The sequence below is a fragment of the Psychrobacter sp. G genome (genome assembly GCF_000418305.1).
Classification (GTDB): domain Bacteria; phylum Pseudomonadota; class Gammaproteobacteria; order Pseudomonadales; family Moraxellaceae; genus Psychrobacter; species Psychrobacter cryohalolentis.
The window spans coordinates 1,673,351-1,692,309 of the sequence record NC_021661.1 but is presented as its reverse complement, the minus strand read 5'-3'; the positions used below and the strand labels follow the sequence as shown (position 1 = coordinate 1,692,309).

Here is an 18,959-nt window from a genome sequence, read left to right as displayed (position 1 = left end):
ATTTTTATAGATAGTGGTGATAATTTACTGTTCGTTGTATCAGGCTGATGAGTTTTATATGTTATTCAGCTTGAGTATCTGCATGGTGCAGATCATAAACGATTTGCTCATAAGCCTCTCGCAAGGTCAATCTTTGCTCGTCAGGGATGTTATGAGTGGCTAAACAACGCTCAAATACTTCTTGCTCATTTAAGTCTTGTAACGTCTCAGAGATTTGTTGCTGATTAAGGACTTTGTTATAAGTGCGCGTATTTTTTATTTTTAATACCTCACACGGTAAGCCTTCTACCATCGCTTGAATACTTTCACGCAATTCGCTAATCACCTCATCACCAGTGTAAATAATCTCTAACCAGACCGATTCTGTATCAGACAGAGCTTCAATAACCTTATCAACTTTTTGATTAATAGTCTCCAAATCACCTGATACTTGCGCCAAGTTTTGGAACTTTGGAATAGGGAGTGAGGTAACTTGCATCTGACGGGCGGTATCATGATGCAGTGGCGTGGCGGGTAAAGTGAAAGGAGTGCTTAGAATAACTTCTGTTTGTTCAGAGGGTTCTTCAATACTCGTTTCACTATGCTGATCACTTTCTAGAGACTCGACATCAGCAAATAGGTCATCCATAAAACTTGCCGCCTGATTGACTGCTTTTTTAGCGGTTTTTTCTACGGTCTTATCAGTGTTAATAAGGGTGTTGTTCAGCTGATGAGTGCTGCTCTCAGAGGCATTTTCCAGTGTTAGCTCTTTGTTTTTTAGCACCGTGCCAAACTGTATGAGCAATACTTGCTTTTGCTGGCGCGCCTCACCAAATCCCATTGCAATAGGTGATCCTGAATATCGAATGGTTTCACGCCCACCGACGCGCTGCGGCACATGTAAATGCCCAAGCGCCACGTAATCAAAGCTTTCACTGAACATATCAGCGGAGACTTTACCAAGCGACCCAACATATAGCTCACGAACACCATCATCATCAGTAGTGGTGCCGCCGGCAGCAAACAGATGCCCTGTGGCAATAATAGGAATATGGCGCTTATGCGATTTTAATAATTCAGCTTGTTTGGCGTTGGCAATCTTTGCGACTTCATCATAGTGCGCGCAGATACCAGCGATGACATTGGCGTCTTTGCTTTGAGCTGACTCGCCAGCACTACTGCTACGCACGTCGCGGTCACGCAGATAAGGGACAGCGGCGATAATGCAATGCGGTGTGCTATCTACATCATCTAACACCATCACTTCGTCATTTAAGTCATCACAAGCCGTACCAACGACATGGACGTTTAAAAACTTAAGGATATTGCTTGGGGCATCTAGAAATGTCGGTGAATCATGGTTGCCAGCGACGATGACGATATGTTGACAGCATGACTTTGAAACCTTGCCTAAAAACTCGTAATACAGCGCTTGGGCTTTATTGCTTGGCGTCATGGTATCAAAGATATCACCAGCGACAATAAGTACATCCACTTGCTGCGCACTAATAGTGTCTTGTAGCCAATTTAAAAAGGCGGCAAATTCATCATAGCGCAGACGTCCATAAAGCCTGCGTCCCAAATGCCAGTCAGAGGTGTGCAGGATAGTAAGAGGGGTAACAGCAGATACAGGCATAATGAGGCTTAGTGGTGAATAAAAAGACAGCCATTATTCTAGCAAGGATTGGAGAAGTTTGCTCTGTTGCAATCAGAAAAAAGCCCTACCACTAGATTGGCAGGGCTTGAAATCAAAAGGGGCTTTTAGGGCGCTTTCTAATCAATCACTAACTGCTCAAGACCACCATCTTCTGTTGCCAAATTAGCAATCATAGATAGCGCATGCGCTTGTTGGCTAGTATTTGGTTTTGGCGTCGTAGCAGTGCCGCCGCGTAACCAGTTATTATCGTTTTCCGAGGTCTTTTCATTATTATACCAAGCCAAATCATGATGTAAGCTTACGACATCACCCATGATGAGTAGAGCAGGCGTAGGTAGTTGATGTTGTGCTTGTAATTCAACGATACTGGCAAGTGTACCCGTTAATACTTGCTGATTGGGCATACTGGCGTTAGAGACGATGGCAATCGGGGTCTTTGCGCTACGCCCGGCGTCAATCAAACCTTCCGTCAAGCGAGGTAGCGAATGCAGACCCATATAGAATACGACTGTTTCATCAGTATTCAAAAAGCTTTTAAAGTTATTATTAGGCGCGCCTGCCTTCAAAAACCCTGTCACAAAACGTACTGACTGCGAATGGTCACGGTGGGTTAGCGGAATACCAGCATAGCTAGCAGCGGCATTGGCAGCGGTAATGCCTGGCACTACTTGATACGGAACATTGTGAGAGCGCAAACTTTCAATCTCTTCACCGCCACGCCCAAAGATAAACGGGTCACCGCCTTTTAAACGCACCACACGCCGACCTTCTTTTGCGCTATTAACCAACAGCTCATTGATGCCCAATTGTGCAACGGCATGATTACTGCGTTTCTTGCCCACAAATACTTTATCGGCATCGCGGCGGCACAAATCCAATACTTGCGGTGACACCAGCGCATCATAATAGACAATATCCGCTTGCTGCATCAAGCGTAGTGCTTTAAAGGTTAAAAGCTCTGGGTCACCGGGACCGGCACCAACGATATAGACTTCGCCCATCGTATTTTGGGCTTCTGTTGATTCATCTGTAACATTTTTTGCAGTGATATTTGCCGCTGTGTTATCTAAATCAGCTTGCAGTTGGGCGATGGCTTCGTTTTCATTACCGGCAAACATCAATTGACTGACTTGACCTTCAAAGGCGCGCTCCCAAAACTGCCGACGTCCAGTCAATGTTGGAATTTTGGCTTTAACCTCACCTCGAAACTCGCCAGCAAGCTTGGCTAATTTACCATAACCTTGTGGAATCAAGGTTTCTAGCCTTGCCCGCAATAAACGTGCGAGTACCGGTGCCTTACCGTTGGATGAGATACCAATCACGATGGGATTGCGATCGACAATGGCAGGGAAGATAAAATCGCATAAATGCGGCGTATCGACGACGTTTACCGGAATGTTGAGTTCAGTGGCATCAGCATGGATTTGGTGATTGAGCATCTCATCGTCAGTGGCAGCGATAATAACGCGCGAATCTGTCATATAGGTTTTATTATAATTCTCATAAATCAGCGCGTGCTTACTATCACTGAGCAATGCTTGTATCTCATGGCTAATGCTTGGCGCAAGGACAGTGATACACGCGCCAGCACGGCTCAGCAAATCAGCTTTGCGTAATGCCACATCACCGCCGCCAACAATCAGTACTTTACGATCTTCTAATTTAAAAAATAGGGGAAAGGTATTCATAGTATGACCAGTCATTCAAGTGAATATATACTGCTATTATGAATTATCAGGCGTGCAGGCTCACCTAGTGAATTGGCATTAGCATAGTCGTCTTTGAGATATTAAAAGTGGTTTTTAATGAGAAAGGGAATAGCAGTATGCTGTATAAAATCATGATACTAAAAAATCCCGCTTAACTCGATATAAACCGGTTAAGCGGGATTTTTATGCATTGTATTTATCAAATCACAATTCTGTATTTACCAATTACAACTGCGTATGCAAGCCACATTCGCGATGCTCTTCTACTTTAGTCGGATCGAAGTAATCGAACTCATTCGGTAGGTTATGCTCTTCAAGATACACGTCTAGATCAGCATCTGTTTTTTCAAATAATGGTGCTACTTTTAACACACCATCTTTTGATAGGCTAAGCACATCAAGACCTTGACGGAATTCGGTTTGATCTTTACGAATAGCATTGAACCAAACATCAGGCTTTAGCTCATCTAAAGCGCGGCGGAATGGCTCAAGCTTTACTTGATCGGTGAACTCATCATGTAGTGGGTTATCAATACCAGGAATACCTTCCATCGTCACGTCACGATGGGCAGCAGTTTGCTTAGGAATATAGGTGATCACGTTTAAATTTAAATCACGGATGACTTTATTGGCAAACTGGTAAGTGGCGTCAGTGTTATAACCAGAATCTACCCATAGTACCGTGATATCAGGGCGCAGCGACGCAACCAAATGCAAAATCGCTGACTCGTAAGGACGGAAGTTAGTGGTAATGATCGGGTTTTTCGCTTGGCTTAATGCCCATTCTACGATTTGTTCTGGCGTTTGACCTTGCAAGTCTTGGTTGGCTTGATCGATATCTAGATTTGGGTGTAATTGACTCATGGTAGATTCCTTGATGAAAGTTCATGTAAAAGTGATTAGAGTGAAAAGTAACTAATATAAGTGCTTATGATTTATTCTAAAACTAAGTGCCTGCAAACATCGGTAATGCGCTAGCATCGCGTCCATCGTAACTGCTGGCAAGCGCATTAAATGCTTGACTGATATCAGAGATAGATTTCATATCATGCTCACTGAGCACAAAGCTATCTGCGCCCGCGCGTAAAAGGTAAGCAATTTGGTCACGGCCAAACTTGCCAGCCATACGAATCTCGCCCTCGTAGCCTATTTGACGCAGGGTTTGCGCATAACTAAAACCGCGTCCGTCGGTAAAGGCTGGTACATGGATCACAATCAAATCTTGTTGTAATAAAAACTCTGACAAGCCAACCAATGTATCGGTGTCATTATCTGACGTAACCCAAACGCCAACACGGCTGGCATGTTCAGTCAATAGCTCGTTCAGCTGCTGTAATAGCCCGCCAGCAAGCTTGCCTTCAGCATTCAATAAATCCGTGAGCGGCAATACGATATCGAATTTTTCTTGTTTATGTAATAGCTCAAGCAGCGATATATGGCTAAGAGCAATGCCATCTGGTAGCTCATCGGTATTAAGCGCCAACCACGTATCACTTTGACCGATATCAATACCTTTGCTGTTTAACACATGATGATTACCCATAGACCTTCTCCTTAAAAGGTGCCACGCCAACGCGATTGACCAAGTCACTAAAAGCTTCTACGTCGTTCTCATTGCTCACGCGCTGTTCTAAATAGACGTCCAGTATTTTTTGTAGGGTAATCGCCACATCTTCGGCTGGTACTGCTTTACCCAATATTTTACCGACTTTGGCATCGTTACTAGAGTTACCGCCAAGGCTGATTTGATACCAATGCTCACCCTTTTTATCGACACCAAGAATACCGATATCACCCGTATGATGATGCGCACAAGCATTCATGCAGCCAGACATGTTTAGGCGAATCTCACCCAAGTCATAAAGATAGTCGAGGTCATCGAACTGCTTTTCGATTTGTTCAGCGATATTGTGAGTTGTGGCATTGGCGAGTGAGCAGTAGTCCCAACCTGGGCAAACAATCATATCTGTTAATGTGTTTATGTTGGCACGTGCTAAATGCAGATCCGCCAACTGTTCCCATAGCTCATATAGTTGATTGGTTTGCACATCAGAGAATACGAGATTTTGCTGATAAGTACCGCGCAATTCACCAAAGCTATATTTGTCTGACAGATCCGCGAGAGCATCCATTTGTGATTCGCTGACATCACCAGATGGTACGTAGGTTCCGTCGACCAAGCCTGCCTTTAGCGAAATGACGACAGCGCGATAGCCTGCTATTTTATGCGCGACTGTATTTTGGTTATACCAATCGGCAAAGTTTTTATTCGCATTGAGTTGCTGTTGCAAGTCAGACTGTACTTGTAAGGCATCAAAGCCAACATAATCAGGCTCACTAAAGAAGCCAATAGCAGTGTCAAAATTGGCATCGGTCAAAGTCAGTGGACCGTCTTTGGTATGGGCTTCCCACTCAGCATCGACCAATTTCGCAAAGGCAGGACCGCCCATGCTCTCGACCAATATTTTGATACGCGCTTTGTATTTATTATCGCGGCGACCATGCAGGTTATAAACGCGCAAAATAGCGTCCAAATAGCTAAGCAGATGCTGACGTGGCAAGAATTCGTTAATCACCTTACCAATCACTGGTGTACGGCCAAGACCGCCACCTACCAAAACTTCAAAACCAATCTCGCCTTCGTCATTGGTTTTTATATGTAATCCCACATCATGTACTTGCGTCGCCGCGCGGTCATTGGCAGTACCAACGACAGCAATCTTAAATTTACGCGGTAAAAAAGCAAATTCAGGATGAAAGGTAGACCACTGACGGATAATTTCGCAATAAGGACGTGGATCCGCAATCTCTTCTTGATGAATACCGGCATAAGGATCGGTAGTCGTATTGCGAATACAGTTGCCCGACGTTTGAATGGCATGCATCTGTACCGATGCTAGCTCCGCCAATATGTCTGGCACATCTTCTAGCTTTGGCCAGTTCAGCTGAATATTGGTACGGGTAGTAAAGTGTCCGTAACCTTTGTCATATTTACGGGTAATCTCTGCCAATTTACGCAATTGGTAACTGGCTAGCAGGCCATATGGAATGGCGATACGCAACATCGGTGCATAGCGCTGAATATAAAGACCGTTTTGCAAACGCAGCGGTAAAAATTGCTCTTCTGGCAGCTCGCCTGCCAAAAACCGTTCGGTTTGGTCGCGAAACTGGGCGACTCGTTCTTCTACCAAGGTTTGGTCAGCGTAGTTATATTGATACATGACGTAATCTCAATTTTGTTTTTAGTCTTAAAAGCAGCGACGAAAATGATTTGCGTGTGTAATATATTTTGTTGTCGATCGCAATGTGTACCGTTCAGCTTTACATCATATAAGCTTGTACTTCAAAACATAAATTCCTTTCAGTCATATACATATCCAAACACAGCATAAATTTTCATAACGAAAATTAGGTAGCCTATGCTTATCGAATTCAATACCTGATTTTAATGAGCAGTTTTTAATCATTTAATAAATAGCTTTAACGTACTGCCATTATCCCTTTATTCGCCCAATTGCTTCTCTACGACTTTTATCTACAGTTACTCATCTTTCTCTCATCTCTTAAGGCTGTAAAATTACTATGACATCTATCATCCATAATCAAAAACCCTCAAAACTTGTGCCTCCGCACGGTAGTGCTGAGCTTAAGCCGTTACTATTGAATGGTGAGGCTCGCAACCAAGCATTAAAACTTGCCAGTACTTTGCCAACCATTACGCTCAGCTCACGTGAGCGCGGTGATTTGATTATGTTTGGTATTGGCGGTTTTACGCCGTTAAATGGTTTTATGAATCAAGCCGATTGGCAGGGCGTGGTTGATAATATGCGTCTACAAAGTGGCGATAATGCTGGCTTGTTTTGGCCGATTCCTATTACTTTGTCAGCACCTAAAGTAACCGCTGACAGCTTAAATACAGGTGATAAAGTCGCATTGGTGGCGCAAGATGGCGAGATTATGGGTATTTTAACGGTGGAAGAAACCTACACCATTGATAAAGAGCATGAGTGCCAACAAGTATTTACCACCACAGATCCTGAGCATCCTGGCGTCCAACAAGTACTGGAGCAAGGTGAAGTCAACATTGCAGGTAGCGTGGAAGTTCTAAGCGAAGGCGAGTTTCCAACCTTATATCCTGAGATTTATAAAACACCAGCTGAAACCCGCGCAATTTTGGACAATAAAGGCTGGCAAACGGTCGCTGCTTTCCAAACCCGTAATCCCATGCACCGCTCACACGAATACCTTGCCAAGATTGCGATTGAGATCTGTGATGGCGTACTGATACATTCGTTATTGGGTGCGTTAAAACCAGGTGATATCCCAGCAGACGTGCGTCAAGAAGCCATTAAAACCTTGATTGACAATTACTTTAGAGCTGATACTGTTATTCAAGCAGGTTATCCGCTTGATATGCGTTATGCCGGACCGCGTGAAGCATTATTACATGCCGTATTCCGCCAAAACTACGGCTGTAGCCATTTGATCGTTGGTCGTGACCATGCCGGTGTTGGTGATTATTATGGTGCCTTTGATGCCCAAACCATTTTTGACCACGTCGGTAAAGATGATTTGATTACCCAACCGTTAAAGATTGGTTGGACGTTTTGGTGTAATGCTTGTAATGCCATGGCGTCAGATAAAACCTGCCCGCATGAAGCGTCTGAACATGTCAAAGTATCAGGAACCAAACTACGCAAAGCACTCTCAGAAGACCTTGATGTACCAGAGAACTTTAGCCGTCCAGAAGTGTTGCAGATTTTGCGTGATTATTATGCTGGTATCGCTTTTGATGAGCGTGCTGAGGTTAAATTGGTCGGGGCTTCTGCGGTATAGAAATTTATATCAAATGTGAACTATTAACAGTAAAAAAGGGTCAGATGATAAGTCTGACCCTTTTTTTGTTATTTGAAGTTTTGAACATCTCGTGGTTAGCTGAGCTCTAAATCACCAGCCAACTTTTGATAGTCACCAACCAATGTGCCACCGCCAGAGCAAAAGTAGTTAAGCGCGTACTTATCTTGGCTATCAATAGTCAATTTATCATCTTTGAATTGAAAAAAAGCCGTACTGTCATTAACCTTGCTCTGAAAAATAATGCCGTGTGCATCATCTTGACCCATCAATGTTGCTTTGCCATCAAAATGGCAGGTCGGTTTTTTGATATCGCTGCGCGCACGTACCTTAATGTCAATCTGCTTATCACCGTCTGCTTTGACCATCACGCCTACCCAGTCATTGCCTTGCGTACGCTTAGCATAACCCTCAGAAGCATAGTCACCAACGATGACTTTTACAGCAGGCGAGAGTGTCGCTGCGGGTTGCGTAACGCTGTGATTATCCACATTGGCTTTTATAGTGTTATTACAACCACTCAAAGCAAGCATCGCTGCACTCGTCAAAGAGAGGGCGGCAAAAAAACGCGAGTAACAAGAGAAAGAAGTAATCATTAAGATGCCTTGGGTAAGTGAGTAAGTGATAAAAATGGCTTTGCAAAATGGATGTTTTTGATTGAATTAAACAGTTTTAGGTAGCAGTCGTTTATTTGCAGCGATTATAGTTGATCCACTTTTAAAAGAGTACGGAACTACTGGGGTTCATTATTCGCAGCCTCTGTCTGCGTAGGCACAGCAAGCAAGAAAAATTAACCCCAGTAGTGATTGATAATATTTGTATTTCTTTTATTAAGGACTGACTATACAGCGCCAGCGATGATACAGCTTACACAAATATTCGTCTACTGGGCAAACAATACCATCACTTACTTAAAAGTGATGGCTTATCTCTATATCGCAAATAGCTCCTAAAAATATCCATTATAGAATAACTCATAATAACGCTACTAATAATCGTGCTTATGCCAAGTTCACCACTCGATAAGCGTATTCGTCACTAAGCGTTTGTTATCTATGCTGCTAGCATATCTCTCATCAACAAAAAAACCAATGTATCTCCCAAAATTCTTACCATCACTGCCTTTTGTTATCCTTATTTATAGAATTAATAAAATAGTAAGGTCCACAAGTGGCAGCATGACATTATCGAGAGCGTCTATGCAAACGACCAATATAGCCAAGAATCAGCCTTTGCGTCATACCTCAATGACTGATAATCAAGTGATTCAAAATAAAGCACCACGTACCTTGATAATGGGTGGTGTGCTGACAATGGCGGTATTCATGACGGGCTGTAGCCCTACTGAATCTAAGCAAAGTGAGACCCAAAACGGCGCCCAAAAATCAGCAGCGCCGTCACAAGATATTGATTTGTTGAATGTCTCTTACGATGTCTCACGCGATTTTTATAAAGATTACAATACCTTATTTGCCAAAGGCTATCAAAAAGAGCATCCCAACAGCAAAGTACATATCAATCAGTCACATGGTGGCTCGAGTAAGCAAGCACTGTCGGTTGCTAATGGTCTACAAGCGGATGTGGTGACCTTTAACCAAGAAAGCGATATGAATCTATTGGTTGAAAAAGGCTTGGTTGCTGCTGACTGGCAGAAAGCGCTACCAAACGGCGCGGTCCCTTATACCAGTACCATGGTTCTATTGGTACGCAGCGGCAATCCAAAGGGTATCAAAGACTGGCAAGATTTGGCACGTAGTGACGTAGCTATAGTAATACCAAATCCGAAAACCAGTGGTACAGCGCGTTATGCCTTTTTAGGTGCCTACGGTTATGGTTTGCATCATTTTAAAGAAACGGTCGAAACCTCTACCAAAACAGATACCTTTATCAAACAACTTTTGGCAAACGTCGTCACATATGACAATGGCGCGCGCGCCGCAACGACCAGCTTTACTCAGCGCGGTCTAGGGGATGTGCTTATCACGACCGAAAATGAAGCGCATTTGGCCGCCAAGCAATTTGCCAAAGGGCAAGTCGATATCGTCTATCCAAGTTATTCAGTGTTGATTGCCAATCCTGTTGCAGTGGTGAATGCGGTGACTGACAAAGCGGGCAAAACAGAAGCGGCAAACACCTATCTAAAGAGTTTATGGGACACGCCAGCGCAAGAACTGATGGCACAGATGTACATGCGTCCTAGTAATGAGCAAGTACTTGCCGCCCATAAAGGTACTTTGCTTGATATTGAGACGTTTGAGCCAGTCAGTGTCTTTGGTCCTTGGACACAGATTATGGAGACGTTTTTTGTTGATGGCGGGCGTTTTGATAAGCTGGCAAGCGTGCAGTAAAGGTAACCAAAAATGTAATCAAGTTGTTCAGTTACAAGCCATTTAATTCAGACATTCATGCTTAGATGAAAGGCTGAATCAAATGGCTAAATTATTGGCGGATAGCCAATGATCATTAAAAATATTTAACCTATGCATTGCTGATAAATTTAAGTTATTGATAATATTATATTTCTCATTTCTTTATTCCATTTTGGCAATAACATACACATATTCATCATTAAACATAATAAGATAGCGCTGTTAGCATACTTACATTACTTATCAGACATTTTTTGAGGCAGCCATGACATCATATACCGCAGGTTATAAAAATAAGACACTTAGCGCCCTAAGTATCGCCGGTGTGGCGCTCACTTTAGGTATTGCAGGCTGTAGCAACAACGAAAAAACTGAGCCAGCTGCCAATGCAGAGGGCACGCCAGCAGCGACAGAAGGGCAGGACATCGAAATATTGAACGTCTCCTACGATGTCGCCCGTGATTTTTATAAAGATTACAATCCATTATTTGTTGATCATTACAAAAGCGAGCACCCAAACAGCAATATTCTTATCAAGCAGTCGCATGGTGGTTCGAGTAAACAAGCCCTGTCGGTCGCGAATGGTTTACAAGCCGATGTCGCAACCATGAACCAAGGCTCTGATATTGAGCTGCTTGAGAAAAAAGGCTTGGTTGAGTCAGGTTGGGAAAGCAAATTCCCAGACAATGCCGTACCTTTTACCAGCACCATCGTCTTCTTAGTGCGCAAAGACAATCCAAAAGGTATCAATGATTGGGCAGATTTGACCAAAGAGGGTGTTGAAATTGTCATGGCAAACCCAAAAGTGACGGGTAACGGTCGCTATGCCTTCTTAGGTGCTTATGGTTATGGCTTACATGCTTTTAATAAAGATGAAGCACAAGCGGAAAAATACGTCAAAGACATGCTAAAAAACGTCAAAGTCTATGAAAGTGGCGGACGTGCGGCGACTACGACGTTTGTACAGCGTGGTATCGGCGATGTTTTGGTAACATTTGAGAATGAAGCCAACCTTGCAGCAAAAGATTTTGGCGTCGGTCAAGTCGATATTGTTTATCCAAAATACTCAATCAAATCTGAAAGCCCAGTTGCTATCGTAAAAACCGTCACTGATAAAAAAGGCACCACAGATGCCGCCGAAGCTTATCTTGATTTCTTATGGAGCGATGCGGCCCAGCAATTGGCAGCTGACTTATACTTACGCCCAAGTGTGAAGAGTGTTCTTGATAAAAACAGTGATAAATTGCCCCCTATCGACACCTTCCGTCCAAATGATGCATTTGGCACATGGGATGAGATCATGAGCACGTATTTCAGTGATGGTGGTTTGTTTGATAAGTTAGCGGTTAATGCGCCTCAGTAACACCAGTAGTACTGTGAGTAACCGACGATAAAAGCTGTTACTTATTCAAGAATTTATTTGAGTACAGCGACTGCATTATTTGACTATTAATCAGTAACGCACGACATTATGAAATTATGTCAATCTCATAAAGGACATGGCCGACAACGCTATGTCCTTTATACCATGAGCATATTCCTAATCTCTTTTTATCATGCTTTTTTCTTTATATCGATACGATAGAGTGCTTACGATAAGTACCATCAGCTAGGCAATAGGACACTATTATGAGTGCAACAACACCTTCTACCATCAAACCCGTGCCGAAAAAAGGCTGGTTAACACGCTTGCGTCAGCGCAATGTGCTACCAGGGTTTGGGCTAAGTATGGGTATCACTGTCTTTAGTTTGTCACTGTTGGTAGTACTGCCGTTTGCCATGATGGCCTATACCACAACACAAATGGGCTGGACGGGATTTTGGGAGACTATTAGCCAACCACAAGTCACGGCAGCGATCAAACTCAGCTTATGGATGTCGTTTTTGGCGATGCTAACCAATATGGTGTTTGGCACACTGGTCGCATGGGTGCTCGTACGCTATGAATTTTGGGGCAAATCCTTGATAAATGCCTTGGTGGATTTACCCTTTGCACTACCGACAGCAGTTACTGGTATCTCTCTTGCCACTTTATATGCACCTAATGGTCTTATCGGGCAATGGTTTGCCAAGTTTGATATTCAAGTGGCATTTACACCGATTGGTATTTGGTTGGCTTTAGTGGTCGTCAGTTTTCCCTTTATTGTTCGTGCTGTACAGCCCGTACTTGCGGAGTTATCGGTTGAGTTCGAAGAGGCGTCTGCGGTATTGGGTGCCAATCGCTTGACGACATTTCGCAAGGTAATTTTACCAGAGCTGTTGCCTGCGTTACTGATGGGTGCTGGCATGATGTTTGCCCGTGCGACCGGCGAGTATGGCTCGGTTATTTTTATCGCAGGTAATATTCCAATGCAGTCTGAGATTTTGCCATTAATCATTATCAGTAAGCTTGAGCAGTTTGATGTTCAAGGCGCGTCAGCCGTTGCATTATTTATGCTGCTTATCTCCTTTGTGATTTTATTGACCATTAATATCGTACAGTGGAAGCTGTCGCGCCGTGTAGGAGCTCGCTAATGCAAATCTCTAATAGCTACGACTACCAAAGCAACCCAGCAACCAAAGATACGCCATGGGTACGCCGCACCTTTATTATCATTGCGGTTTTATTCATGGTTATTATGTTGGTAGTGCCGCTGCTAGCTGTGTTTTATGAAGCTTTTAAGGGTGGCTGGGAATTATATATTGCCTCTCTCGTCGACCCTGAAGCCTTGCAGGCGATTAGGCTAACCTTGATTACTGCTGCGATTGTCTTACCGATTAATATGGTGATGGGTATTGCCATTGCATGGCTAGTGACCCGTTATCATTTCAAAGGTAAGCAGTTGGTGACGACGTTGCTTGATTTACCATTCTCAGTGTCTCCCGTTGTAGCCGGTTTGATGTTTGTTCTGTTATTTGGACTTAATTCTACGATTGGTGGCTGGCTTGAGAGCATGGGTTTTCAGGTAATTTATGCCGCACCCGGTATTATTTTAGCAACGTTATTTGTCACCTTTCCTTTTGTGGCGCGTGAGTTAATACCGCTGATGCAAACGCAGGGCGATAGTGAAGAGCAGGCAGCATTAACGTTAGGCGCGACGGGTTGGCAAACGTTTTGGCATGTGACACTGCCCAATATCAAATGGGCGCTGCTATATGGTTTGATTTTGACCAATGCACGGGCGATGGGGGAGTTTGGTGCGGTGAGTGTGGTCTCAGGTCATATCCGCGGAGAAACCAACACTATGCCGCTACTGGTTGAGATTGCCTATAATGACTATAACTTTACCGCCGCGTTTGCCTTATCGAGCTTACTTGCCGCGCTTGCTTTGGTCACGTTACTTATTCAGCAAATCATGACCAAACTACAAGATCACAAATTTGCCAAGTCTGAACGTTTGATAAGTACGCCTGAACTACCAGTCAGTGCTAATGATACTGTTACAGAATCGGCAGGAAAATCATAACGGTTCATAGAAGCCACTATTGCTATACGCCATACTATTGAAACTATCTGCTACGATAAAAGAAATAATAAGAGACACCATTATGAGCATCGAGATTCGTAACGTTAATAAAAAATTTGGTAACTTCACTGCCTTAGATGATATCAATATCACAGTACCTACCGGCAAATTAACGACTTTACTAGGTCCTTCAGGCTGCGGTAAAACCACTTTGCTGCGTATCATTGCCGGTCTTGAGTATGCAGACTCTGGGCAGATATTATTTGATGAGCTAGACGTCACCAATACACCGGTACAAAAGCGCCATATCGGTTTTATGTTTCAACACTATGCGTTATTTCGACATAAAAATGTTGCTGACAATGTAGGCTTTGGTCTGACATTGCTACCAAAAAACGAGCGCCCCAGTAAAGCGGATATTGATAAGCGTGTGGCTGAGCTATTAGATTTGGTACAGCTGCCACAAGTGGCAAACGCTTACCCGCATCAGCTATCAGGCGGTCAGCGGCAGCGTATTGCGCTGGCTCGTGCACTCGCAGTTAAGCCAAAACTACTGCTATTAGATGAGCCATTTGGGGCGCTGGATGCCAAGGTGCGTAAAGAGCTGCGAACTTGGCTAAAAGACATACATCATGAGCTTGGTATCACCAGCATCATGGTGACTCATGACCAAGAAGAGGCAAGGGCGGTATCTGATGAGATTGTCGTAATGAATCACGGTCGTGTCGAGCAAGTAGGCACCTCAGAGGCGCTGATTCATCATCCAGCCAATGCCTTTGTCAGTGATTTCTTAGACTTGGTTTAAAGTTCAATCAAGAGTGTTAGCAATAGTGCATAAAAAAGACCTCATCATGAGGTGTTTTTTATGCGGCTAATATAAGCCAAAGTTATCTAAGCAAAATTTTTACTGCCTATTAGCATTAGGCTAGTTTTAGCATGGCTCTTTCTTTGATTGATATCTGCTTATAGGTAATGTCCAAGATGTCTTGACACCATTCTGGCAAGTCATTTGCGACCTCGTACCACATCCAAGTTCCATCACGAACACAATTTAGGATGCCCAGTTTTTTTAAGTGGTTGAGATGACGCGATATCGTTGGCTGTGGTTGATCAAGTATCTCTACTAACTCACCGACGCAGCGTGATTCTTTATTATATAGGATTTGGAAAATCTTCAAGCGCGTAGGGTCAGATAATACTTTAAACAACTCAAGTGGTTGTATCATAGAATTATTATTAGACATGGGTCAATTCCAATGTATATTTAGTTAATAGGAGGACAATATAACAGCAGTTATCCTTAAAATCGATTAAAAAATGAGCAAATTTACAGTTCGTCGCCATTTTACTACCTTTGATACCGTCGGTTTACATGGATTACTATATTCAGTTACATGGATTGATTAAGATCAACATAACCATAAATCTGTCATTAACCTGACTGAAAAAGTCACCAAACACTATTGTAAATGCTAATAATTATCGTTATTATAGCGAATAACACGTTAGTCAATCACAGTAGGAACCCATTTATGTACGTCTGTATCTGTAATGATGTCAAAGAAAAGCAAATAAAAGCTGCTATCGCGTCTGGTATCGATACGTTAGATGGCTTAAAAGACACGTTAGATGTCGCCACCTGCTGCGGCTGCTGTGAGCCTATGGTAAATGATTATCTAGAGGAGCATCATGCTAAGCTCGAAGTATTGGCTTATGCTGTTTAAGCGCTAAATACTTATAAGGCTTTACGCTCTAACTTGTGCATCCTAATCGTGTATAAGCCTTGATAAAACAGGATTATATTCACTATTATGCATTTACTATTTTAGCATTATACCTAAAGAGTAGGTTGCAAGCGTCCATATAACTCCACTGATACTCCACATCAAAACTAGATCTAGCTACTTCTATTAAGAGTTTGCGATCGCACCTGTTGCTGATACGCTAATACAAATAGTGGTTGGTTATGATTCTCAGTTCATATCGTTACAAGCGTTAAGCTCTCTCTATGCTACTATATCCTTCTTAATATGTAAGGGTCTTCGTTGATTTTAATCTTTACTGATTGGTTTACGAATGGTGCTTTATATATATGCAAAATTATGAATGTATATAACAAACAATGATACATACAGGAGTGTAAGTGATGATTGGCAACCCTAAAGTGATTGATTATTTAAACTTTTTGTTAGGTGGTGAGCTTGCAGCTCGTGATCAGTATTTCATCCACTCTGAGATGTATGCAGAATGGCATTACGGTAAATTGTACGATCGTATCAGCCATGAGATGGAAGATGAGACCTTACATGCACAGGCAATTATTCGTCGTATTTTGATGTTAGGCGGCACGCTTAAAATGAGCGTCGACGCGATTAATATTGGTACTACTGTACCTGAGATGCTACAGCTCGATTTAAATTTAGAATATCAGGTACAAAAACATCTTAAAGACGGTATCGCAATGTGTGAAGAAGCGCATGACTATGTCACACGCGAGATGTTGGTCGTGCAGCTCAAAGACACGGAAGAGGATCATGCCCATTGGCTTGAGCAGCAGCTACGCTTGATTGATATGATTGGTCTGCCAAATTATTTGCAAAGTCAGATGGCTGAAGTCTCTTCAAATCTTGTTTGATAGTAACGGATAATAATCGCTATATAGTTAAATCAAATATCCAATAGATAGGGAGAGAGAATATGAATGGGGATAAAGACATTATCCGCGCGCTGAATAAAGTGCTGGGTCAGTCGTTGATAGCCATCAACCAGTATTTTTTACATGCACGTATTGCTCGCCATTGGGGCTTAGAATCATTAAACGAAAATTTCTATAAACAGTCTATCGCAGAGATGAAATGGTCTGATGATTTGATTGCACGGATTTTATTGCTAGGTGGTTTACCCAATTTGCAAGATTATGGCAAGATGTTCATCGCTGAAGATGTGCCTGAAATGATTGACTGCAATTTGCGCTTAGAAAAGCAAAAGTTTAGCATTATTACCGATGCGATTACTTTGTGTGAAACGCAGCAAGATTATGTATCACGTCAGTTATTGGTTACTCTAAAAGACGGTAATGAAGAGTATCAAGACTGGCTTGAGACGCAAGAAGACTTAATGAAAGATGTCGGTATTCAAAACTATATCCAATCGCAGATGAATGACGATTAGATATTAGCAACTCTCATTGAGTCACAATAAGCCAGCCTATGTTTTGCTCATAATCCAAGCATAGGCTGGCTTTTTTTGGTCTATTTTTATATTTCAAATACAACCTTTCAATACTCACTTTTAATATAAACCACGACCGTCCTCGGGTTTTAAGCGTAAAAAATGTAATCCTGAGAGAATGGTAAAGACACCCAATATCCAATAGGTGGTTTGAAAGGCGGTCAATGTATCCATTTGTAGGCGCTCACGTAGCAGAGTGAGCAGCGCAGCGCCAAAGGCAATACCAAAGCTGATGGCGAGTTGTTGGTTGACAGCCATCAGGCTATTGCCGCTACTGGTTTGAGTACCATGCAGGTCGCCAATGGTAATGGTGTTCATTGCGCTGAATTGCATAGAGTTACATGCGCCCATGACAGTTAAAATAGGTATAAACCACATCCACTGCGCCGCATCATTAAATTGCGCCAAGATGATAATCAAGATACCCATAAAAGTCGTGTTATAGACTAATACCGTGCGATAGCTGTAACGCTGGATAATCTTACTCACCCAAGGCTTGATGCCGATAGCACCTACGGCGATAGGGGCAAGTAGCCAGCCAGCTTGCGAGGGAGAGTACTCGAACACCACCTGCAAAAGCAACGGCAGCAAAAATGGCACAGCGCTAATGCCAAATCGGGTAAACAAATTACCCGTGATACCGATGCGAAAGGTACGGATATCAAACAAACTCAATGGAAATAGCGGAGCTGTACGACGTTTTGCGTGCCAAATATAAGCACCAAGCAACAGACTTGCCAGCAATCCAAGCATCAGCCCATAAAACCCACGCCCGACTTGTGCGCCAAATTCTACCGCCAAGGTAAAACCACAAGCGGCAGCGGCAAACAACAAAAACCCTGTCCAATCTAGACGCTTGGTGTCCTCAAACAATGCTGGTACCAGTTTTTTGCCCATGATAAAACCAAAAACACCCATGGGTATGTTGATTAAAAATATCCAGTGCCAGCTGGTGTACTGTACGATATAACCACCCAATACTGGTCCGACCAATGGCGCAACCAAAGCAGGGATTACCGCAAAGTTCATCACCGTTAAGAGCTTATTGCGCGGATAAGACTTGACCAAAATCAAGCGTGCAACCGGCGTCATCATCGCGCCGCCGATAGCTTGTACAATACGTGAGCCTATTAAGAAGTCTAGTGTCGGAGAAGCGGCACATAATAGCGAGCCGATACAGAATATGATAATGGCGGACAAGAACACGCGGCGTGTGCCATATTTATCGGCTAAAAATCCGCTAATAGGAATAAAAATCGCCAGAGTAAGCGCGTAGCTGATGACTGCCCATTGCATTTGTAGTGGCGATTCGCCCAATGCTTGTGCCATCTGTGGTAGGGACGTGTTTAAAATAGTAGCGTCTAAAATTTGCATAAATAACGCTACCGCCAGTACATAGGGTAGGTATTTATCTTGCGTTGGAGTCAGGGCTACCATTTTGCTTTCACCATATCTTAGAACAGCGGCTCGTTGAAACTTACCTTAATCGACAGTAAATTTTCAACAAAGCCATTATATTATGCGTAGTATAAAAATAACTGCCGAGTAGTTAAAGAGCAGCATAGTAACCATTCAAAAGGACTGATCTAAATAGTTGCTATCTAAAAGAAATGGTTTAGCTAAAAGAAATGGCTTAATAAATTTTTAAAATGTCTGTCATCATCTTATATCCTAAATGCTTAATACTATTTCACTTAAACATCTCTACCATATA

General features: G+C 42.9%; 17 protein-coding genes. 9 read left to right on the top strand and 8 right to left on the bottom strand.

The genetic code is table 11. The features are described from left to right. Window positions 1–61: 61 nt before the first annotated feature. The 5 genes from PSYCG_RS07025 to PSYCG_RS07005 form a co-directional block, all read right to left on the bottom strand. Window positions 62–1,615, bottom strand: a complete 1,554-nt coding sequence (locus tag PSYCG_RS07025; RefSeq protein ID WP_020443567.1) for an exonuclease SbcCD subunit D C-terminal domain-containing protein — start codon at window positions 1,613–1,615, stop codon at window positions 62–64. A 137-nt stretch (window positions 1,616–1,752) separates the two neighbouring features. Continuing rightward, the gene (gene cysG / locus PSYCG_RS07020) at window positions 1,753–3,324 is read right to left on the bottom strand and encodes a siroheme synthase CysG (protein ID WP_020443566.1); all 1,572 of its coding nucleotides are present in this window, start codon (window positions 3,322–3,324) and stop codon (window positions 1,753–1,755) included. Between the two features lie 246 nt (window positions 3,325–3,570). Next, a complete protein-coding gene (locus PSYCG_RS07015; protein WP_020443565.1) occupies window positions 3,571–4,209 on the bottom strand; it encodes a phosphoadenosine phosphosulfate reductase family protein in 639 nt (212 codons plus the stop codon). Between the two features lie 82 nt (window positions 4,210–4,291). Continuing rightward, entirely contained in the window at window positions 4,292–4,888 is a 597-nt protein-coding gene (locus PSYCG_RS07010) for a DUF934 domain-containing protein (RefSeq protein WP_020443564.1), read from the bottom strand. Next, a complete protein-coding gene (locus tag PSYCG_RS07005) occupies window positions 4,881–6,566 on the bottom strand; it encodes a nitrite/sulfite reductase (protein ID WP_020443563.1) in 1,686 nt (561 codons plus the stop codon). The genes PSYCG_RS07010 and PSYCG_RS07005 overlap by 8 nt, the downstream gene beginning before the upstream one ends. 361 nt (window positions 6,567–6,927) lie before the next feature. Here PSYCG_RS07005 and sat point away from each other — a divergent pair, with 361 nt between their 5' ends. Further along, window positions 6,928–8,181 (top strand): sulfate adenylyltransferase, encoded by a 1,254-nt coding sequence (gene sat / locus PSYCG_RS07000; protein WP_020443562.1) that lies wholly within the window; start codon window positions 6,928–6,930, stop codon window positions 8,179–8,181. 95 nt (window positions 8,182–8,276) lie between these two features. On the opposite strand, the gene PSYCG_RS06995 is transcribed toward sat, so the two are convergent. Then, a complete protein-coding gene (locus tag PSYCG_RS06995) occupies window positions 8,277–8,795 on the bottom strand; it encodes a hypothetical protein (protein ID WP_020443561.1) in 519 nt (172 codons plus the stop codon). Window positions 8,796–9,377: 582 nt separating this feature from the next. Between PSYCG_RS06995 and PSYCG_RS06990 the strand changes: the two genes are divergently transcribed. From PSYCG_RS06990 to PSYCG_RS06970, 5 genes are all read left to right on the top strand, one after another. Further along, window positions 9,378–10,547, top strand: a complete 1,170-nt coding sequence (locus PSYCG_RS06990) for a sulfate ABC transporter substrate-binding protein (RefSeq protein ID WP_041772259.1) — start codon at window positions 9,378–9,380, stop codon at window positions 10,545–10,547. Window positions 10,548–10,833: 286 nt separating this feature from the next. Then, entirely contained in the window at window positions 10,834–11,931 is a 1,098-nt protein-coding gene (locus tag PSYCG_RS06985) for a sulfate ABC transporter substrate-binding protein (RefSeq protein ID WP_020443559.1), read from the top strand. Window positions 11,932–12,197: 266 nt separating this feature from the next. After that, complete coding sequence (cysT, locus tag PSYCG_RS06980) at window positions 12,198–13,082, top strand: sulfate ABC transporter permease subunit CysT (protein ID WP_011513720.1); 885 nt, start codon at window positions 12,198–12,200, stop codon at window positions 13,080–13,082. Continuing rightward, window positions 13,082–14,014, top strand: coding sequence for a sulfate ABC transporter permease subunit CysW (cysW, locus tag PSYCG_RS06975; protein WP_020443558.1), 933 nt, complete (start codon window positions 13,082–13,084; stop codon window positions 14,012–14,014). Before cysT ends, cysW begins: the two co-directional genes overlap by 1 nt. 82 nt (window positions 14,015–14,096) lie before the next feature. Further along, window positions 14,097–14,819, top strand: a complete 723-nt coding sequence (locus PSYCG_RS06970; RefSeq protein WP_011513718.1) for a sulfate/molybdate ABC transporter ATP-binding protein — start codon at window positions 14,097–14,099, stop codon at window positions 14,817–14,819. 115 nt (window positions 14,820–14,934) lie between these two features. On the opposite strand, the gene PSYCG_RS06965 is transcribed toward PSYCG_RS06970, so the two are convergent. After that, window positions 14,935–15,258: an ArsR/SmtB family transcription factor gene (locus PSYCG_RS06965; RefSeq protein ID WP_020443557.1), complete on the bottom strand. Its 324-nt coding sequence runs from the start codon at window positions 15,256–15,258 to the stop codon at window positions 14,935–14,937. 288 nt (window positions 15,259–15,546) lie between these two features. On the opposite strand from PSYCG_RS06965, the gene PSYCG_RS06960 reads away from it, so the two are divergent. The 3 genes from PSYCG_RS06960 (at window position 15,547) to bfr (PSYCG_RS06950) (ending at window position 17,185) form a co-directional block, all read left to right on the top strand. Further along, entirely contained in the window at window positions 15,547–15,738 is a 192-nt protein-coding gene (locus PSYCG_RS06960) for a bacterioferritin-associated ferredoxin (RefSeq protein WP_011513716.1), read from the top strand. A gap of 422 nt (window positions 15,739–16,160) precedes the next feature. Continuing rightward, entirely contained in the window at window positions 16,161–16,649 is a 489-nt protein-coding gene (bfr, locus tag PSYCG_RS06955; protein WP_020443556.1) for a bacterioferritin, read from the top strand. 62 nt (window positions 16,650–16,711) lie between these two features. Continuing rightward, window positions 16,712–17,185, top strand: coding sequence for a bacterioferritin (bfr, locus tag PSYCG_RS06950; RefSeq protein ID WP_020443555.1), 474 nt, complete (start codon window positions 16,712–16,714; stop codon window positions 17,183–17,185). Between the two features lie 120 nt (window positions 17,186–17,305). Here the strand turns inward: bfr (PSYCG_RS06950) and PSYCG_RS06945 are convergent, their stop codons facing one another. Then, window positions 17,306–18,682 carry a DHA2 family efflux MFS transporter permease subunit gene (locus PSYCG_RS06945; RefSeq protein ID WP_020443554.1) on the bottom strand — a complete coding sequence of 459 codons (1,377 nt, stop codon included), beginning with the start codon at window positions 18,680–18,682 and terminating at the stop codon, window positions 17,306–17,308. Window positions 18,683–18,959: the final 277 nt, after the last annotated feature.

Bases quoted from the DNA above. Each gene is read 5' to 3' on its own strand.
- PSYCG_RS07025 (WP_020443567.1), bottom strand. From the start codon at position 1,615: ATGCCTGTATCTGCTGTTACCCCTCTTACTATCCTGCACACCTCTGAC.
- cysG (WP_020443566.1), bottom strand. From the start codon at position 3,324: ATGAATACCTTTCCCCTATTTTTTAAATTAGAAGATCGTAAAGTACTG.
- PSYCG_RS07015 (WP_020443565.1), bottom strand. From the start codon at position 4,209: ATGAGTCAATTACACCCAAATCTAGATATCGATCAAGCCAACCAAGAC.
- PSYCG_RS07010 (WP_020443564.1), bottom strand. From the start codon at position 4,888: ATGGGTAATCATCATGTGTTAAACAGCAAAGGTATTGATATCGGTCAA.
- PSYCG_RS07005 (WP_020443563.1), bottom strand. From the start codon at position 6,566: ATGTATCAATATAACTACGCTGACCAAACCTTGGTAGAAGAACGAGTC.
- sat (WP_020443562.1), top strand. From the start codon at position 6,928: ATGACATCTATCATCCATAATCAAAAACCCTCAAAACTTGTGCCTCCG.
- PSYCG_RS06995 (WP_020443561.1), bottom strand. From the start codon at position 8,795: ATGATTACTTCTTTCTCTTGTTACTCGCGTTTTTTTGCCGCCCTCTCT.
- PSYCG_RS06990 (WP_041772259.1), top strand. From the start codon at position 9,378: ATGACATTATCGAGAGCGTCTATGCAAACGACCAATATAGCCAAGAAT.
- PSYCG_RS06985 (WP_020443559.1), top strand. From the start codon at position 10,834: ATGACATCATATACCGCAGGTTATAAAAATAAGACACTTAGCGCCCTA.
- cysT (WP_011513720.1), top strand. From the start codon at position 12,198: ATGAGTGCAACAACACCTTCTACCATCAAACCCGTGCCGAAAAAAGGC.
- cysW (WP_020443558.1), top strand. From the start codon at position 13,082: ATGCAAATCTCTAATAGCTACGACTACCAAAGCAACCCAGCAACCAAA.
- PSYCG_RS06970 (WP_011513718.1), top strand. From the start codon at position 14,097: ATGAGCATCGAGATTCGTAACGTTAATAAAAAATTTGGTAACTTCACT.
- PSYCG_RS06965 (WP_020443557.1), bottom strand. From the start codon at position 15,258: ATGTCTAATAATAATTCTATGATACAACCACTTGAGTTGTTTAAAGTA.
- PSYCG_RS06960 (WP_011513716.1), top strand. From the start codon at position 15,547: ATGTACGTCTGTATCTGTAATGATGTCAAAGAAAAGCAAATAAAAGCT.
- bfr (WP_020443556.1), top strand. From the start codon at position 16,161: ATGATTGGCAACCCTAAAGTGATTGATTATTTAAACTTTTTGTTAGGT.
- bfr (WP_020443555.1), top strand. From the start codon at position 16,712: ATGAATGGGGATAAAGACATTATCCGCGCGCTGAATAAAGTGCTGGGT.
- PSYCG_RS06945 (WP_020443554.1), bottom strand. From the start codon at position 18,682: ATGGTAGCCCTGACTCCAACGCAAGATAAATACCTACCCTATGTACTG.